The sequence below is a fragment of the Streptomyces laculatispora genome, from assembly GCF_017353455.1.
GTDB lineage: Bacteria > Actinomycetota > Actinomycetes > Streptomycetales > Streptomycetaceae > Streptomyces > Streptomyces laculatispora.
In genome coordinates this window covers 1-16,966 of sequence record NZ_JAFMPZ010000138.1, presented here as the reverse complement: position 1 = coordinate 16,966, position 16,966 = coordinate 1, and the positions used below count along the sequence as shown (strand labels likewise).

At 70.0% G+C, this 16,966-nt stretch carries 14 protein-coding genes; 4 read left to right on the top strand and 10 right to left on the bottom strand.

All coding sequences use genetic code 11. The features are described 5' to 3' along the window. Positions 1 to 256 precede the first annotated feature (256 nt). From J1C73_RS08265 to thyX, 3 genes are all read right to left on the bottom strand, one after another. Positions 257 to 1,942: a ribonuclease J gene (locus J1C73_RS08265; RefSeq protein ID WP_123462684.1), complete on the bottom strand. Its 1,686-nt coding sequence runs from the start codon at positions 1,940 to 1,942 to the stop codon at positions 257 to 259. A 132-nt stretch (positions 1,943 to 2,074) separates the two neighbouring features. Next, positions 2,075 to 2,974, bottom strand: a complete 900-nt coding sequence (gene dapA, locus J1C73_RS08260) for a 4-hydroxy-tetrahydrodipicolinate synthase (RefSeq protein ID WP_207315765.1) — start codon at positions 2,972 to 2,974, stop codon at positions 2,075 to 2,077. A gap of 152 nt (positions 2,975 to 3,126) precedes the next feature. Then, a complete protein-coding gene (thyX, locus tag J1C73_RS08255; protein WP_123462680.1) occupies positions 3,127 to 3,864 on the bottom strand; it encodes an FAD-dependent thymidylate synthase in 738 nt (245 codons plus the stop codon). A 186-nt stretch (positions 3,865 to 4,050) separates the two neighbouring features. Here thyX and J1C73_RS08250 point away from each other — a divergent pair, with 186 nt between their 5' ends. Together J1C73_RS08250 and J1C73_RS08245 are read left to right on the top strand one after the other, a co-directional pair. Beyond that, complete coding sequence (locus J1C73_RS08250; protein WP_207315764.1) at positions 4,051 to 4,290, top strand: hypothetical protein; 240 nt, start codon at positions 4,051 to 4,053, stop codon at positions 4,288 to 4,290. A gap of 93 nt (positions 4,291 to 4,383) precedes the next feature. Next, positions 4,384 to 4,935: an SCO5741 family PH domain-containing membrane protein gene (locus tag J1C73_RS08245; RefSeq protein ID WP_207315763.1), complete on the top strand. Its 552-nt coding sequence runs from the start codon at positions 4,384 to 4,386 to the stop codon at positions 4,933 to 4,935. Between the two features lie 57 nt (positions 4,936 to 4,992). Here J1C73_RS08245 and J1C73_RS08240 read toward each other — a convergent pair whose 3' ends face one another. The 6 genes from J1C73_RS08240 to eccD form a co-directional block, all read right to left on the bottom strand. Next, a complete protein-coding gene (locus J1C73_RS08240; protein ID WP_207315762.1) occupies positions 4,993 to 5,478 on the bottom strand; it encodes a hypothetical protein in 486 nt (161 codons plus the stop codon). 14 nt (positions 5,479 to 5,492) lie between these two features. Then, entirely contained in the window at positions 5,493 to 6,245 is a 753-nt protein-coding gene (dapB, locus tag J1C73_RS08235) for a 4-hydroxy-tetrahydrodipicolinate reductase (protein WP_123462672.1), read from the bottom strand. 27 nt (positions 6,246 to 6,272) lie between these two features. Further along, complete coding sequence (locus tag J1C73_RS08230; protein WP_124285368.1) at positions 6,273 to 7,652, bottom strand: M16 family metallopeptidase; 1,380 nt, start codon at positions 7,650 to 7,652, stop codon at positions 6,273 to 6,275. Next, positions 7,649 to 9,862: a polyribonucleotide nucleotidyltransferase gene (locus J1C73_RS08225; RefSeq protein WP_207315761.1), complete on the bottom strand. Its 2,214-nt coding sequence runs from the start codon at positions 9,860 to 9,862 to the stop codon at positions 7,649 to 7,651. Before J1C73_RS08225 ends, J1C73_RS08230 begins: the two co-directional genes overlap by 4 nt. A 273-nt stretch (positions 9,863 to 10,135) precedes the next feature. Further along, positions 10,136 to 10,426, bottom strand: a complete 291-nt coding sequence (gene rpsO / locus J1C73_RS08220) for a 30S ribosomal protein S15 (protein ID WP_018551846.1) — start codon at positions 10,424 to 10,426, stop codon at positions 10,136 to 10,138. Positions 10,427 to 10,602: 176 nt separating this feature from the next. After that, positions 10,603 to 12,084, bottom strand: coding sequence for a type VII secretion integral membrane protein EccD (gene eccD / locus J1C73_RS08215; RefSeq protein ID WP_207315760.1), 1,482 nt, complete (start codon positions 12,082 to 12,084; stop codon positions 10,603 to 10,605). A 188-nt stretch (positions 12,085 to 12,272) separates the two neighbouring features. Between eccD and eccCa the strand changes: the two genes are divergently transcribed. Together eccCa and J1C73_RS08205 are read left to right on the top strand one after the other, a co-directional pair. After that, on the top strand, positions 12,273 to 16,223 hold the full coding sequence (eccCa, locus tag J1C73_RS08210) for a type VII secretion protein EccCa (protein ID WP_207315759.1): 3,951 nt from the start codon (positions 12,273 to 12,275) through the stop codon (positions 16,221 to 16,223). 125 nt (positions 16,224 to 16,348) lie between these two features. Then, positions 16,349 to 16,582: a DUF397 domain-containing protein gene (locus J1C73_RS08205; protein ID WP_123462661.1), complete on the top strand. Its 234-nt coding sequence runs from the start codon at positions 16,349 to 16,351 to the stop codon at positions 16,580 to 16,582. A 132-nt stretch (positions 16,583 to 16,714) separates the two neighbouring features. Here J1C73_RS08205 and J1C73_RS08200 read toward each other — a convergent pair whose 3' ends face one another. Then, positions 16,715 to 16,960 carry a WXG100 family type VII secretion target gene (locus J1C73_RS08200; protein WP_242643890.1) on the bottom strand — a complete coding sequence of 82 codons (246 nt, stop codon included), beginning with the start codon at positions 16,958 to 16,960 and terminating at the stop codon, positions 16,715 to 16,717. Between the last annotated feature and the right edge of the window lie 6 nt (positions 16,961 to 16,966).

Genomic DNA, 16,966 nt, shown 5'->3' with positions numbered 1-16,966 from the left:
GGTTCCAACCTTACCAGACTCAATTTCGTTCCGTTTCCGGTTCGAATTCGATTTCCAGTGGCCGTTGAAGTGGCCTTGCCTTTCGGCTGATCCGACTTTATCAGAACTTCTGAGTCGGAATTTCCATCCTCTGAGGGAGGCTCGCGGCGCACGAGTGCGCGCGGTGCTTCCCGGTGAGGCGGAGCCGTAAACCTACTGGAGCGGGGCTCCCCGATGCAAATCGGGGGCCCCGCTCCGGAGTTCGCGCCTGTCGGGGTCAGACCTCGACGACGACGGGAAGGATCATCGGACGCCGGCGGTAGGTGTCGGAGACCCACTTGCCCACCGTGCGGCGGACCAGCTGCTGGAGCTGGTGCGGCTCCATCACGCCGTCCTGGGCCGACTTGTTGAGTGCGTCCTGGACCTTCGGTACGACCGCGCTGAAGGCCGAGTCGTCGATGCCTGAGCCCCGGGCCTGGATGTGGGGGCCGCCCACGATCTTGCCGGAGGAGCTGTCGACCACGATGAACACGGAGATGATGCCCTCGTCACCGAGGATGCGGCGGTCCTTGAGAGAGGTCTCGGTGACGTCGCCGACCGAGAGGCCGTCCACGTACACATAGCCCGCCTGGACCTTGCCGACGATCTTGGCCTTGCCGTCGATCAGGTCGACGACCACGCCGTCCTCGGCGATGACGATGTGGTCCTTCGGTACGCCGGTGAGGGCGCCCAGTTCGGCGTTGGCCCTGAGGTGGCGCCATTCGCCGTGGACCGGCATCAGGTTCTTCGGCTTGCAGATGTTGTAGAAGTACAGCAGCTCGCCGGCCGAGGCATGACCCGAGACGTGGACCTTGGCGTTGCCCTTGTGGATGACGTTGGCGCCCCAGCGGGTCAGACCGTTGATCACGCGGTAGACCGCGTTCTCGTTGCCGGGGATCAGCGACGACGCCAGGATGACCGTGTCACCCTGGACGATCCGGATCTGGTGGTCGCGGTTGGCCATCCGGGACAGGGCCGCCATGGGCTCGCCCTGCGAACCCGTGCAGACCAGCACGACCTCGTCGTCCGGCAGGTCGTCGAGGGTCTTGACGTCGACGACCAGGCCCGCGGGAACCTTCAGATAGCCCAGGTCACGGGCGATGCCCATGTTCCGGACCATCGACCGTCCGACGAAGGCGACCCTGCGGCCGTATTCGTGGGCCGCGTCGAGGATCTGCTGGATGCGGTGCACGTGGCTGGCGAAGCTCGCCACGATGATCCGCTTCTGGGCATTGGCGAAGACCGTGCGCAGGACGTTCGAGATGTCCCGCTCGGGCGGTACGAAGCCGGGGACCTCCGCGTTGGTCGAGTCGGAGAGCAGCAGGTCGATGCCCTCCTCACTCAGCCGCGCGAAGGCGTGCAGGTCGGTGAGGCGGCCGTCCAGCGGCAGCTGGTCCATCTTGAAGTCACCGGTGGCGACGGCCATGCCCGCAGGAGTGCGGATGGCGACCGCGAGAGCGTCCGGGATGGAGTGGTTGACCGCGATGAACTCGCAGTCGAAGACGCCGATGCGCTCGCGCTGGCCCTCCGTGACCTCAAGGGTGTACGGACGGATGCGGTGCTCCTGGAGCTTCGCCTCGATGAGCGCGAGGGTCAGCTTGGAGCCGATCAGCGGGATGTCCGCCTTCAGGCGCAGCAGATACGGGACACCACCGATGTGGTCCTCGTGGCCGTGCGTGAGGACGATGCCCTCGATGTCGTCGAGACGGTCCCGGATCGTCGTGAAGTCCGGAAGGATCAGGTCGATTCCGGGCTGCTCCTCCTCCGGGAAGAGCACGCCGCAGTCGACGATGAGCAGGCGGCCGCCGTACTCGAAGACCGTCATGTTGCGGCCGATTTCGCCGAGGCCGCCCAGCGGGGTGACCCGAAGGGCGCCCTTCGGGAGCTTCGGCGGGGTGCCGAGTTCAGGATGCGGATGACTCAAAAGACTCTCCTTACCACACGCGCCACGTACCGCTTGGGCACGTGGCGCGCATGTCATTCGTGCACTTGCTGTTGTCTTGGGGTGTTGCCCTCTTGCGAGTGTTCTTCGCGTATTCAGTTGTGAAGTCTGTGGTTACAGCTGTACCCCACCGGCGGCGAGATCGATCTTGAGCTGCGCCGTTTCGTGTGCGGAGAGTTCCACCAGGGGGAGCCGCAGCGGGCCCGCGGGGAGACCCTGGAGGGTCAGTGCGGCCTTGGTGGTGATCACACCCTGGGTACGGAACATGCCGGTGAAGACGGGCAGCAGCTTCTGGTGGATCTCCGTGGCCTTCTGGACGTCACCGCCCAGGAACGCCTCGACGAGAGCCCGCAGGTCCGGGGTGACGACATGGCCGACGACGGAGACGAGGCCGACCGCGCCGACCGAGAGGAGCGGGAGGTTCAGCATGTCGTCGCCGGAGTACCAGGCGAGGCCCGACTGGGCGATGGCCCAGCTGGCGCGGCCGAGGTCGCCCTTGGCGTCCTTGTTGGCCACGATGCGCGGGTGCTCCGCGAGCCGCACGAGCGTCTCTGTGTCGATCGGCACACCACTGCGGCCGGGGATGTCGTAGAGCATCACCGGCAGGCCGGTGGTGTCCGCGATCGCCGTGAAGTGCCGCAGCAGCCCCTCCTGCGGAGGCTTGTTGTAGTACGGCGTCACCGCGAGGAGGCCGTGAGCGCCGGTTCGCTCGGCCGTGCGGGCGAGCTCGACGCTGTGGCGGGTGTCGTTGGTCCCGATGCCGGCGACCACGTGCGCCCGGTCTCCCACTGCTTCCAGCACAGCCCTTACGAGCTGGTCTTTCTCCGCGTCGCTGGTGGTCGGGGACTCGCCGGTGGTGCCGTTGACGATCAGGCCGTCGTTGCCTGCGTCCACCAGATGGGTGGCGAGCCGCTGTGCGCCGTCGAGGTCGAGTGCGCCGTCCGCCGTGAAGGGCGTGACCATAGCGGTGAGGACCCGCCCGAAGGGGGTCTGCGGAGTGGAGATCGGAGCCATGGGTAACACGCTACTCGTTGCTCGGCGCGCAGTGTCCCCTCGGGGGGACAAGCGATAGGAGCCCGGCACTGCCTGCTCGGGGGTTCAAGCAGTGCCGGGTCCGTTTGATCAGCCTAGATGAACTTCACGAAACGCCGCAATACGGACACCGCCTATGGAGCGACGCGTCCATTCTTGTTGAACGCTGCATGGGTCAGCGGCATGAGCCCCGCCCAGTGCGCCTCCATCTGCTCGCCGACCATTTCGATCTCGCGCTGCGGGAAGGACGGGACCTTCGCCAGCTCGTGCTGGGTGCGCAGGCCGAGGAAATGCATCAGCGAGCGGGCGTTGCACGTGGCGTACATCGAGGAGAACAGGCCGACCGGGAGAACCGCGCGGGCCACCTCGCGGGCCACGCCTGCGGCGAGCATCTCCTGGTAGGCCTCGTACGCCTGGAGGTACGAGTCCTCCATGACGCGGCCGGTGAGCTCCTGCTGGGCCTCGGTGCCCTCGACGAACTCGTACTTGCCGGGACGCCCCTGCTGGACGAGCTTGCGGGACTCCCCCGGAACGTAGAAGACCGGCTCCAGCTCCCTGTAGCGGCCCGATTCCTCGTTGTACGACCAGCCGACGCGGTGCCGCATGAACTCGCGGAAGACGAAGATCGGGGCGCTGATGAAGAAGGTCATCGAGTTGTGCTCGAACGGGCTTCCGTGCCGGTCCCGCATCAGGTAGTTGATGAGCCCCTTGGAGCGCTCAGGATCCTTGGTGACCTCCTCCAGTGACTGCTCACCGGCCGTGGAGACACGGGCGGCGAAGAGCACATCGGAGTCGCCTGCGGCATGTTTCACCAGGTCAACGGTGACATCGCTGCGGAAGCTGGGCTTTGCGGGCTCGGGGGTCTCGGTCACCGGCGGGGTCCTTCCAATGGCGTCGCTCGGGCGGCGCCCACTCTACGGGCCGCCACTGACAACGCCGTCGGCACCGCCCGTTCGAGGATTCTTTCGACCAATTCGGCGATTCGGGGCACCGATCGGGCTCGCCATACGTCTGACTCTGTAGCACCACTCGAAACAGAGTTCAAGGAGAGTTTCCTCATGTTCCGCCGGCGTGAAGCCGTCCCGTTCTCTTTCGTGGCCGAGGCCGACCGATTCCGCAGCAACGTCACACCGCCGCCCCGGGAGCGCACCACCGTCTCCGAGCTTGCGGCCCGCAGCCTCGTCGGGTTCGCCGTGATCGCAGGGCTGGCCGGATCACTGCTGCTCGGCCTTCCCGCCCTGGCACCCGTTCAGTCCCCGTCGCACAGCCAGCAGACCGAGGCAGCACCGGGGCACTGACTCGTACGGGCCCCCTGGGTGGTACGGCCGGTCACCCCCTCGGTAGCCTCACCGGGCACAGCAATCGAGCGTGCTTGTGAGTGAGGATCAGTCGTGCCCCTGCCCTTCCTGACGGCCGACCGGGCGTTCGACGCGAGCGCTGAGGATGTCGCGCTGCCGTTCGACGACCACGACAGCTGGCGGCGTCCCTACCGCCCCGGACCGTGGCGGGTCGCTGCTGCGGCCGCCCTGCTGCTGCTCGCCTCGTTCATCCTGTTCGCGGGGATGATCATCGCGTTTACCGGGGGCCTGCCCGCGGCGGGGGCATGTCTCGCGCTCGCCCTCGCGGTGATCATCTGTGCCCTGCGGATGCTGCGGATCGGCGCGTGGGTGAGCCGGCACGGCGTGCGCCGCGTCGGCTTCTTCCGGACGACGACCGTGCCGTGGAACCGTGCCACGGCAGTCCGTACGGTGCAGCAGCCGGTGAAGTGGCTCGGGTTCCCCCGGACGGTTCAGGGCCAGGCCCTGATCGTCGTACGCAGGGGTGGCGACGCGGTGCCGCCGCTGCTCACGGACTCCAACGCGGACTTCCTGACGCGGGGCGAGGCGTTCGACCGGGCTGCCGACACGATTGAGGCGTGGGGGGACGAGTACCGGCAGCAGTAGGCGTCGCCGTCCGGTGGCTGAGGGTGACCTCAGCCACCGGACGGCTTTTTTATGTCCTCAAACGCCGGACGGGCTGGAGGTGTCTGCCTGGCTTGAGGCGCCTGCGGCGCGGCTGCGCAGGGCGATGGCCCGTTGCATGGCCTTGCGGGCCCGCGGGGTGTCCCGGGCGTCCTGATAGGCGACGGCCAGGCGGAACCAGCAGCGCCAGTCGTCCGGCGTGTCCTCCGTCTCCGCCTGCCGGCGGACGAACGCCGCGTCGGCGGAGTCGCGGTCGATGCGGCCGCTCGGGGTGCGGGCCAGGTCGTCGACCGGCAGCCCGCCCTCCGCGTCGAGTTCGGCGGCCAGGGCGTTGGCCCGCCGGACGAACTGGGTGTTCTTCCAGAGGAACCAGATGCCGATCAGCGGCAGGATCAGCACCGCGACCCCGAAGGTCACCGTGAGCAGCGTGCCGTGCCGGATGAGCAGGACGCCACGGCTGCCGGCCAGGAGGAAGTAGAAGACCAGGACGGCAGCGGTGACGGTGTACGTGATCTTTGCGCGCATGGCGGTGGGCTCAGTCAGTTCAGGTCGAGGAAGTTTTCCAGGCCGAACGTGAGGCCCGGAGCGGTCGGCACGCGGCGTGCACCGAGCAGGATGCCCGGCATGAAGCTGCTGTGGTGCAGCGAGTCGTGCCGGATGGTGAGGGTCTCGCCCTCGCTCCCGAGCAGCACCTCCTGGTGGGCGAGCAGACCGCGGAGCCGGACCGAGTGGACCGGGATTCCGTCGACGTCCGCCCCGCGCGCCCCGTCCAGTGCCGTCGTGGTGGCGTCGGGCTGGGGTGCGCTGCCCGCCTCGCGGCGCGCCGCGGCGATGAGCTGGGCGGTGCGGGCCGCGGTGCCGGAGGGGGCGTCGGCCTTGTTCGGGTGGTGGAGCTCGATGACCTCGACCGACTCGAAGTAGCGTGCGGCCTGCTGGGCGAACTTCATCGTGAGAACCGCGCCGATGGAGAAGTTCGGCGCGATGAGCACACCGGTCTCCGGTGAGCCGGAGAGCCAGGTGTTCAGCTGCGCGAGCCGTTCGTCGGTCCAGCCGGTGGTGCCGACCACCGCGTGGATGCCGTGCCGGATGCAGAAGTCGAGATTCTCCATCACCGACGCCGGGGTGGTGAGCTCGACGACGACCTGGGCGCCGGTGTCCAGGAGGGTCTCCGGCTTGTCGCCGCGGCCGAGTGCGGCCACCAGCTCCAGGTCGTCGGCGGCCTCGACGGCTCGTACCGCCTCGGAGCCGATACGGCCCCTGGCACCGAGAACGGCTACGCGCAGCTTGCTCATGCTTACTTCTTTCGGGTGACGAGGTGGCTAGGCGACTGACTCGTGCAGACGGTCCGCCTGCTTGTCCTTGAGCGGGCCGATGACCGACAGCGAGGGGCGGTGTCCGAGGACCTCGCCCGCCACCGACCGGACGTCGTCCGGCGTGACCTGTGCGATTCGGGCCAGCATGTCGTCGACCGACATCTGCTCGCCCCAGCACAGTTCGCTCTTGCCTATGCGGTTCATCAGCGCGCCGGTGTCCTCCAGGCCGAGGACCGTGGACCCGGAGAGCTGGCCGATGGCGCGGCTGATCTCCTCGTCGTCCAGTCCGTCCGACGCGACGCGGTCGAGCTCGTCGCGGCAGATCTTGAGGACGTCGTGCACCTGGCTCGGGCGGCAGCCCGCGTACACGCCGAAGAGGCCGCAGTCGGCGAAGCCCGAGGTGTACGAGTACACGCTGTAGGCGAGGCCGCGCTTCTCCCGTACCTCCTGGAAGAGGCGGGAACTCATTCCGCCGCCGAGGGCGGTGTTGAGTACGCCGAGCGCCCAGCGGCGCTCGTCGGTGCGGGCCAGTCCCGGCATACCGAGGACGACGTGGGCCTGCTCGGTCTTGCGGCCCAGCAGTTCGACCCGGCCCGCGGTGCGCAGCGTGCGGGAGCCCTCGCGCGGCGGCGTGGGGACGGCGTCCGTGCGGGACAGCGCGCCGGCCCGCTCGAAGGCCCTGCGGACCTGGCGGACGACCGTGGCGTGGTCGACGTTGCCCGCTGCCGCGACGACGAGGTGCGTGGGGTCGTAGTGCTTCTTGTAGAAGCGGGCGATCTGGCCGCGGTTCAGCGCGTTGATCGTGTCGACCGTGCCGAGGACCGGGCGTCCCAGCGGGGTGTCGCCGAGCATGGTGTGCGCGAACAGGTCGTGCACGCAGTCGCCCGGGTCGTCCTCCGTCATCGCGATCTCCTCAAGGATGACGCCGCGTTCGGCGTCGACGTCCTCAGGGGCGATCAGCGAGCCGGTCAGCATGTCGCAGACGACATCGATGGCCAGCGGCAGGTCCGTGTCGAGGACCCGCGCGTAGTAGCAGGTGTACTCCTTCGCCGTGAAGGCGTTCATCTCGCCGCCGACCGCGTCGATGGCGGAGGAGATGTCCAGGGCGCTGCGCTTGCCGGTGCCCTTGAAGAGGAGGTGCTCGAGGTAGTGCGTCGCGCCGTTCAGGGTCGGGGTCTCGTCGCGTGATCCGACGTTGGCCCAGATCCCGAAGGTGGCGGAGCGTACGGAGGGCAGGGTCTCGGTGACGATCCGCAGGCCGCCGGGAAGTACCGTGCGGCGGACCGTTCCGATGCCGTTGGTGCCCTTGAGAAGCGTTTGGGTACGGGCGACGGCCCGCGCCTCCGAGGAGGTGCGGGCCGTCGTCACGGAACTACGGGACGTCACTTGGCGGCGTCGTCCTTCTTCTCGTCCTCTTCACCCTCGACGACCGGGATCAGCGAGAGCTTGCCGCGGGAGTCGATCTCGGCGATCTCGACCTGGACCTTGGCACCGACGCCGAGCACGTCCTCGACGTTCTCCACGCGCTTGCCACCGGCGAGCTTGCGGATCTGCGAGATGTGCAGCAGGCCGTCCTTGCCGGGCATCAGGGAGACGAACGCACCGAAGGTGGTGGTCTTGACGACCGTACCCAGGTAGCGCTCGCCGACCTCCGGCATGGTCGGGTTGGCGATCGCGTTGATCGTGGCGCGCGCGGCCTCGGCCTGCGAGCCCTGCTGGGCACCGATGTAGATGGTGCCGTCGTCCTCGATCGTGATGTCGGCGCCGGTGTCCTCCTGGATCTGGTTGATCATCTTGCCCTTGGGGCCGATGACCTCACCGATCTTGTCCACCGGGATCTTGACGGTGATGATCCGCGGGGCGTTCGGGGACATCTCGTCCGGGACGTCGATGGCCTCGTTCATCACATCGAGGATGTGGAGGCGGGCGTCACGGGCCTGCTTCAGCGCGGCGGCCAGGACCGAGGCGGGGATGCCGTCGAGCTTGGTGTCGAGCTGGAGCGCGGTCACGAACTGCTTCGTGCCGGCGACCTTGAAGTCCATGTCACCGAACGCGTCCTCCGCACCGAGGATGTCGGTGAGGGCGACGTAGTGGGTCTTGCCGTCGATCTCCTGCGAGATCAGGCCCATGGCGATACCGGCGACGGCGGCCTTGAGGGGCACACCGGCGTTCAGCAGCGACATGGTGGAGGCGCAGACCGAGCCCATGGACGTCGAGCCGTTGGAGCCCAGCGCCTCGGAGACCTGGCGGATCGCGTAGGGGAACTCCTCGCGCGACGGCAGCACCGGCACGATGGCGCGCTCGGCGAGCGCGCCGTGGCCGATCTCGCGGCGCTTGGGCGAGCCCACGCGGCCGGTCTCACCGACGGAGTACGGCGGGAAGTTGTAGTTGTGCATGTAGCGCTTGCGGGTCACCGGGGAGAGGGTGTCCAGCTGCTGCTCCATACGGAGCATGTTGAGGGTGGTGACGCCCAGGATCTGGGTCTCGCCACGCTCGAAGAGCGCCGAGCCGTGCACGCGCGGGATGGCCTCGACCTCGGCGGCGAGCGTACGGATGTCCGTGACGCCGCGGCCGTCGATGCGGACCTTGTCCTTGATGACGCGCTCGCGGACCAGCTTCTTGGTCAGCGCGCGGTAGGCACCGGAGATCTCCTTCTCGCGGCCCTCGAAGGCCGGAAGGAGCTTCTCGCCCGCGATCTCCTTGATGCGGTCGAGCTCCGCCTCGCGCTCCTGCTTGCCGGCGATGGTGAGCGCCTTGGCGAGCTCGGTGCTGACGGCCTTGCTGAGCGCCTCCAGGACGTCGTCCTGGTAGTCGAGGAAGACCGGGAACTCACCGGTGGGCTTGGCAGCCTTGGCGGCGAGGTCGGACTGGGCCTTGCAGAGCGCCTTGATGAAGGGCTTCGCGGCTTCCAGACCGGCGGCGACGACCTCTTCGGTCGGGGCCTCGGCGCCGTCCTGGACGAGCTGGATGGTCTTCTCGGTGGCCTCGGCCTCGACCATCATGATCGCGACGTCGCCGTCCTCCAGGACGCGACCGGCGACGACCATGTCGAAGACGGCGTCCTCGAGCTCGGTGTGCGTCGGGAAGGCGACCCACTGGCCCTTGATCAGGGCGACGCGGGTGGCGCCGATGGGGCCGGAGAAGGGCAGGCCCGCCAGGATCGTGGAGGCGGAGGCGGCGTTGATCGCGACCACGTCGTACAGGTGGTCGGGGTTGAGCGCCATGATCGTCTCGACGATCTGGATCTCGTTGCGCAGGCCCTTCTTGAAGGAGGGGCGCAGCGGCCGGTCGATCAGGCGGCAGGTGAGGATCGCGTCCTCGGAGGGGCGGCCCTCCCGGCGGAAGAAGGAGCCGGGGATCTTGCCGGCGGCGTACTGCCGCTCCTCGACGTCCACCGTGAGGGGGAAGAAGTCGAGCTGGTCCTTGGGCCGCTTGGAAGCGGTGGTGGCCGACAGCACCATGGTGTCGTCGTCCAGGTACGCGACGGCGGAGCCGGCGGCCTGCTTGGCCAGGCGGCCCGTCTCGAAGCGGATGGTGCGGGTGCCGAAGGTTCCGTTGTCGATAACGGCCTCGGCGTAGTGGGTCTCGTTCTCCACTAGTGATTTCTCCATACTCGTCGTCTTTCGTCCTGTCGCCCGTGTGGCGCAGGACGGTGCGGAGAGGCGCACCGGGTGTGCGGGGCCGGTCTTCGATCGAAGCTCCCGGGCGTTGTCCCGGGGGCCACTACCGAGGACCGGCGGCGGCCGTGGGGCGCGCCTCTCCTCGTCTGGATGTTGTACGTCCAGGTTACTGAGCTTGACCCCAGTCCCGCACGTACGGCAAAGGGAGCGGCCCCCTGGATGTGGGCACCGCTCCCTTTCACAGCGTCTTTACTTGGCGCCGCCGGCCGCGCCACGGCGGATGCCGAGGCGGTCGACGAGCGCACGGAAGCGCTGGATGTCCTTCTTGGCCAGGTACTGCAGAAGGCGGCGACGCTGGCCGACCAGGATCAGCAGACCACGACGGGAGTGGTGGTCGTGCTTGTGCGTCTTGAGGTGCTCCGTCAGGTCCGAGATGCGGCGGGAGAGCATGGCCACCTGAACCTCGGGGGAACCGGTGTCGCCCTCCTTCTGCGCGAACTCGGTCATGATCTGCTTCTTCGTAGCGGCGTCGAGCGGCACGCGGTACTCCTCTAGGTGTTCGATGCGCCCACGAGTGCCCCTGGTCTTGATCTCAGGGGAGCTTGAGTGACTCGGGAGCGAAGGTCCGATGAGCGCAGCTCCCAGAGCGAACCGGGAACGCGTACACAAACGGCCACAGCCAGACTACCAGCCGTTCGGAGCGGCCCCGACGGGCCTCAGCCCGTGAGGGCCCTGGCCCTGGCGAAGACGTCGAGGACGGCCAGGCAGAGCGGGACCAGGGAAAGCAGGAGCGCGCTCTCGGCCAGGTCCAGGAGCCGGCCCCAGAACGGGGAGAGGCCCTTGCGCGGCACGATCAGGGCGACCGCGACGAGCAGGGCGGCGCCGGCGGCGACGGCTGCGCAGAGCCACATCGTACGGAGGTCGAGGGAGCCGCGGTCGCCGTACCGGGTCAGCTCGTCCAGCAGGTCGGCGGGCGGGTTCAGCGCGAGGCCGAGGATGAGCAGGGCGATCGCGCCGACGCCCCCCGCCAGCAGGCAGACGATCTGCGAGGTGTAGCGGAAGAGCCGGGCGCGCAGCAGCAGCGCGAGTCCTGCCGACAGGGCGAGCAGCCGGCCCCAGGGGCTGTCGGAGAAGCCGAGTACGGCGGCGGCCGCGACGACGAGGGCCGCGCACCCGCCGGCCAGGCCGAGCAGCAGCTCGTGGCCGCGGCGGGCCCGGTCCGCGATGCCGTCGGCGTCGACGGGCGGGCCCGGGGTGCCGGGCGCGGCGTCCGGGGAGCCGAGAGGGTCCCCGTAGCCGCCCGGGGCGGAGCGCGGTGCGTCGTATCCGATGGGCAGCCGGGCGAAGCGGGCGGAGAGGCCGGGAAGGAAGGCGACGAGTCCGAGGCCGACCGGGGCGCAGACGGCGGCGGCCCTGGTGGCGGAGGTCTCGGTGAGTATCGCGGCGAAGGCCGCCAGGGTGCCGGCGGTGGCGAGGAAGGCCGTCGCGACGAACGGGGCGTCGCCGCTGGGGGTCAGGGCGACCAGCACGACGGAGGCGATCAGTACGGCGACGCAGCCGAGCAGGAACTGCAGCCTGCCGGGTCCCTGGCCGGCGTCCGGCCCGATGACGCCGGAGCCGGCGACGAGGACGAGGGGCAGGGCTCCGAGGCCGGCCGCGACGGCGGCGGCGCGGTCCGCGTAGACCCGGGCGCGTACCCCCGCGAAGGCGGTGAGCAGCACTCCCGCGGCGCCGGCGACGATGCCGGGCAGGCCGTGCGTGTCGTGGCGGACCGGGTCGGCGGACCAGAGGACGAAGCCGAGCAGGACGAGGAGCAGGACGGCCCCCGCCAGGCCCGCGCCGCGCAGCAGGTCGTCGCTCCAGAGGTGGCGGTCGCGGCTGACGGCCGAGGCGACGGCGTCGGAGACGTCGTCGAAGACGGCGGGCGGCAGGGAGTGGGCGAAGGGGCGCAGCAGCAGGAGTTCGCCGTCGAGGACCTGCTGGGCGGCGAGGGTCCGGGCGCCGTCGAGGACCGTACCGTCGCGGCGTACGAGGTGGTGTCCGGTGGGGGTGCCGGCCGCCTGGGTCCGGCCGGTGAGGCGGAGGATCTCGGGGTAGACGTCGGCGACGGCGATGTCCTCGGGCAGCGCGACGTCGATCCGGCTGTCGGGCGCTACGACAGTGACACGGCAGAAGCCGGTCGCCGCAGTCGTACTCACGTGTCTGGTCCCCCTGATTCGCGGTTGCGCACCGTGCGCGCGCAACCCTACCGGGAGGGGGAAAGGGGCCTCGGCACGTAGGATCACCGTCGCGCGGAGGACAAGTCCGCGAGCAGAGGCAGCCATTGGGGCGCCGGTGCGGATCCACCCGGCCCTTCGCCCGTCCGCACTGAGGGATTGATGTTCCGGTGAGCCAGATCGTCGTGAAACGACCGCCGCGGTCCCTGCCGCCGGAAGTCCCCGCGGACGAGCTGACGTTGACGGCCCCACCCGAACTGCCGCGCGGGCAGCGGGAGGGCCTGCTGATGCAGCTTCTGCCGGTGCTGGGCATGGGCTCGTCGGTGGTCTTCTTCTTCTCGCCGCAGGCTCCCCCGTTCATGCGGATCATGGGTGTGCTGATGCTGGTGTCGACCGCCGGCATGGCCGTCGCGCAGCTGGTGCGTCACCGGCGGGGTTCACAGGGGCAGTTGGCGGATGTCCGGCGTGACTACCTCAAGTACCTGGCGAGGACGCGGATGGTGGTGCGCGGGACCGCGCGTGCCCAGCGGGACGCGCGGTTGTATCTGCACCCGGCTCCCGAGCAGCTGTGGTCGGTGGTCGCCGAGGGCGGCCGGGTGTGGGAACGGCGGATCGGCGACGAGGACTTCGGCGAGGTGCGGCTGGGGCTCGGGAGGCAGCGGCTGGCGACGCCGCTGTCGGCGCCGGACACCGCTCCGCCGGATGAGCTGGAGCCGCTGTGCGCGGGCGCGATGCGGCGTTTCCTGGCGGTGCACGGCTCGTTGGACGGGCTGCCGGTGGCCGTCTCGATGCGGGCGTCCTACCGTGTGACGGTGTGCGGCCCGGCGGAGTCGGCGCAGTCCGCGGCACGGGCGATGGTGGCCCAGCTGGTGGCGCTGCACTCCCCCGAGGATCTGGTGGTCGCGGTCGTGGCGGGACCCGGTGCGGTGGCGCGCTGGGAGTGGACCAAGTGGCTGCCGCACGTGCAGGTGCCCGGTCAGGTCGACGGGGCCGGCTCGAAGCGGCTGTTCGGGAACGGTCTGGGTGAGCTGGAGCCGTTGCTGGCGAACCGGCTGGAGGGGCGGCCGCGGTTCGGCCGCGAGGCCCGGCCGCTGCTGGACAGGCCGCACGTCGTGGTGGTCCTGGACGGCGCCGCGGTGCCGCCGGACTCGCGGTTCGCCGCGGCCGAGGGGCTGCAGGGCGTGACGATCGTCGAGGTGGTGCCGGGCGAGCCCGACAGGCCGCGCAACGGTCTGTCCGTGCTGGCGCGGCCCGGCCTGCTGCGGCTGGAGTCCGGTGCGGGGCCCGCGGGCGAAGGGGTGCCGGACGGCATCTCGCTGCCGGCGGCCGAGGCGCTGGCCCGGCAGCTGGCGCCGCTCAGGATGGGCGGGGGCGAGGACGACGAACCGCTGCTGGCCGATCTGGACTTCACCGATCTGCTGGATCTGGGTGACGCGGGTTCGGTCGACGTGGCGCGCGGCCGGCGGCCGCGGTCGGACTCCGAGCGGCTGCGGGTGCCGATCGGGGTCGGCGAGGACGGTCTGCCGGTGATGCTGGACCTCAAGGAGTCGGCGCGGGACGGCATGGGGCCGCACGGGCTCTGTGTCGGTGCGACGGGTTCCGGGAAGTCGGAGCTGCTGCGGACGCTGGTGCTGGGGCTCGCGGTCACGCACCCCTCCGAGACGCTGAACTTCGTGCTCGCGGACTTCAAGGGCGGTGCGACGTTCGCCGGGATGTCGCACCTGCCGCATGTGGGCGCGGTCATCACCAACCTGGCCGATGACCTGGCGCTGGTCGACCGGATGGGCGACGCGATCCGGGGTGAGCTCCGGCGCCGCCAGGAGCTGCTGCGCTCGGCGGGCAACTACGCGGGAATCCACGACTACGAGAAGGCGCGGGCGGCGGGTGCGGCGCTGGAGCCGCTGGCCTCGCTGATCCTGGTCATCGACGAGTTCTCCGAACTGCTCACCGCCAAGCCCGACTTCATCGACATGTTCATCCAGATCGGCCGGATCGGCCGTTCGCTGGGGGTGCACCTGCTGCTGGCCTCGCAGCGGCTGGAGGAGGGAAAGCTGCGGGGTCTGGAGACGTATCTCTCGTACCGGATCGGGCTGCGCACGTTCTCGGCCGCGGAGTCGCGCACGGCGCTGGGGGTGCCGGACGCCTACCACCTGCCGTCCGTGCCCGGCTCCGGCTACCTCAAGACCGGTACGGACGAGATGACGCGGTTCAAGGCGGCGTACGTGTCGGGGGCGTACCGCACCGGCGGTTCCGCTCTGCCCGCGGGACGGCTTCCGGCCGAGCGGCGGGCCGCGGTCTTCAGCGCGCTGCCGGTGCCGGTGGACCACGCGGCGCCGGACCCGGGGCCCGCACCGGCGGCCGCCGAGGACGACGCGCTCGCCGACACCGTCCTCGATGTGATCGTGCGGCGGCTGGAGGGGCAGGGGCTCCCCGCCCACCAGGTGTGGCTGCCGCCGCTGGACCGGGCGCCGACGCTGGATCAGCTGCTGCCGGGGCTCGCCGCGTCCGACGGCCGCGGGTTCACCGCCACGGGGTACGGCCGGCCCGGCGGGCTGACCGTCCCCCTCGGTCTGGTCGACAAGCCGTTCGAGCAGCGGCGCGAGGTGCTGCACCTGGACTTCTCCGGCGCGGCGGGGCACCTGATGGTGGTCGGCGGTCCGCGGTCCGGCAAGTCGACGCTGCTGCGTACGCTGATCACGTCGTTCGCGCTCACCCACACCCCGCGCGAAGTGCAGTTCTACGGAATCGACTTCGGTGGCGGGGGACTCGCCTCGCTGGCGGACCTGCCGCATGTCGGGGCGATGGCCTCGCGGCTGGACCCGGAGCGGGTGCGGCGTACGGTCGCCGAGGTGGCGGGGGTGCTGGCCGGGCGCGAGGAGTTCTTCCGCGCCCACTCCCTCGACTCCGTCGCGGCCTACCGGCGCAGGCGCGCACTCGATGAGCTGCCCGGCGAGGCGTGGGGCGACGTGTTCCTGGTCATCGACGGCTGGAGCGGGCTGCGGACCGAGTACGAGGGGCTGGAGCAGGTCGTCACCGACATCGCCGCGCGCGGCCTCGGCTACGGCGTCCATGTCGTGCTGTCGGCCGCCCGCTACCTGGAGGTGCGCGCCGCGCTGAAGGACCAGATCCTCGGGCGGCTCGAACTGCGGCTCGGCGATGTCATGGACTCCGAGTTCGACCGCGGGGTCGCCGCCCGGGTTCCGGCCGGGGTGCCCGGCCGTGGCCAGGTGGCGGAGAAACTGCACTTCATGGGTGCGCTGCCGCGTATCGACTCGGTGGCGGGCGCGGCGGATCTGGCCGACGGCACGGCCGCGCTGACCGCGGCGGTGCGGGCGGGCTGGACGGGTGCGCCGGCCCCGGCCGTACGGCTGCTGCCGCGCAGGCTGCCCGCGGATCAGCTGCCGAAGGGGTTCGAGTTCCCGGACCGGGGCATCGCGATCGGTATCGACGAGACGGAACTGGAGCCGGTGTTCGTCGACTTCGACACCGATCCCTTCTTCCTGGTCTTCGGCGAGAGCGAGTCGGGGAAGACCAATCTGCTGCGTCTGATCGCGAAGCAGATCGCGGAGCGCTACTCCCCCGACGAGGCCAGGTTCGTCGTCGGCGACTACCGGCGGTCGCTGCTGGGCGCGCTGCCGGAGAGCCATCTGCTGGAGTACGCGCCGACGGCGAGTGCGATGCGGATGCACATGGAGGCGCTGGCAGGTGTGTTCGCGCGCAGGCAGCCCCCGGCGGATGTCAGTCCGCAGCAGCTGCGCGACCGCAGCTGGTGGACCGGTCCGCGGATCTTCGTCGTCGTCGACGACTACGACCTGGTGGCGACGGGCGCGGACAGTGTGCTGGCCCCGCTGACGGAGTACCTGCCCTTCGCCCGGGACACCGGGGTGCGTTTCGTCATCGCGCGCAGTTCGGCGGGGGCCTCGCGCTCCATGTACGAGGCGTTCATGCAGCGGATCAAGGAGCTGGGCGCGCAGGGGGTGGTGCTGTCCGGCGATCCGGCCGAGGGCGATCTGATCGGGTCGGTGCGCGGACGGCCCATGCCGCCGGGGCGCGGGTACTTCGCCACCCGGCGCCGGGGGAACCCGCTGGTGCAGACCGGGCGGCTGCCCGGGCGAGGCTGACGCGGCGCGGTGCATGAGAGCACACAACCGTGCCGCGCGCTGCGAAATGGCTGACCGGATCCCTCGTCGGCACGGGCCCTGTACGGTGCCGTGCAGAGCCACCGTACGGAGAGGAACCCTTGACGATGGGCACGCAGGCGGAGAAGGACGAGCTGTACGCACTCGACATCTCGGGGGTGGAATGGCTGAGTGCGCCCGGCACCGAAGAGGCGGAGGAGCGGGTCGAGATCGCGCATCTGCCGGGCGGGGCGGTGGCGATGAGGTCCTCGCTGGATCCGGAGACCGTGCTGCGGTACACCGAGGCCGAGTGGCGTGCCTTCGTACTGGGCGCCCGGGACGGCGAGTTCGACCTCACGTAGCGAAGCGGCGGGGCAGCGGCGGGGCACGGTCGCGCTCGCAGTCGCGGTACGCACAATGGGCACGTTCGGGTGAACGTGCCCATTGCCGTGTGTGCCCGCCGTGAGTGTCCGCCGGGTCCGCGCGACCGGTGGTCAGTACGCCTCGGTGAACAGGCGGGAGGACTTGAGGTCCGTGAAGCGGTAGTGGTCCTTGCCGGACTCGACGATCCTCGCCACCTGCTCCAGGCGGCGCTTCATGTCGTCGGCCCTGCCCCGGTACTTGTTCTGGAGCGTCACGTACTCGCTGTGCGCCTCACCGTCCCAGGTGTCGGTGACGACCTTGAGCGCGGTGTCCATCTCTTCGAGGTCGCGGCAGATGTTCTGGGACACCGCGCTCAAGGTCGT

Excerpts from the sequence above, each read along its gene's own strand:
- dapA (WP_207315765.1), bottom strand. The coding sequence starts at position 2,974 with ATGGCTCCGATCTCCACTCCGCAGACCCCCTTCGGGCGGGTCCTCACC.
- J1C73_RS08250 (WP_207315764.1), top strand. The coding sequence starts at position 4,051 with ATGTTCCGCCGGCGTGAAGCCGTCCCGTTCTCTTTCGTGGCCGAGGCC.
- J1C73_RS08240 (WP_207315762.1), bottom strand. The coding sequence starts at position 5,478 with ATGCGCGCAAAGATCACGTACACCGTCACCGCTGCCGTCCTGGTCTTC.
- dapB (WP_123462672.1), bottom strand. The coding sequence starts at position 6,245 with ATGAGCAAGCTGCGCGTAGCCGTTCTCGGTGCCAGGGGCCGTATCGGC.
- J1C73_RS08205 (WP_123462661.1), top strand. The coding sequence starts at position 16,349 with ATGGGCACGCAGGCGGAGAAGGACGAGCTGTACGCACTCGACATCTCG.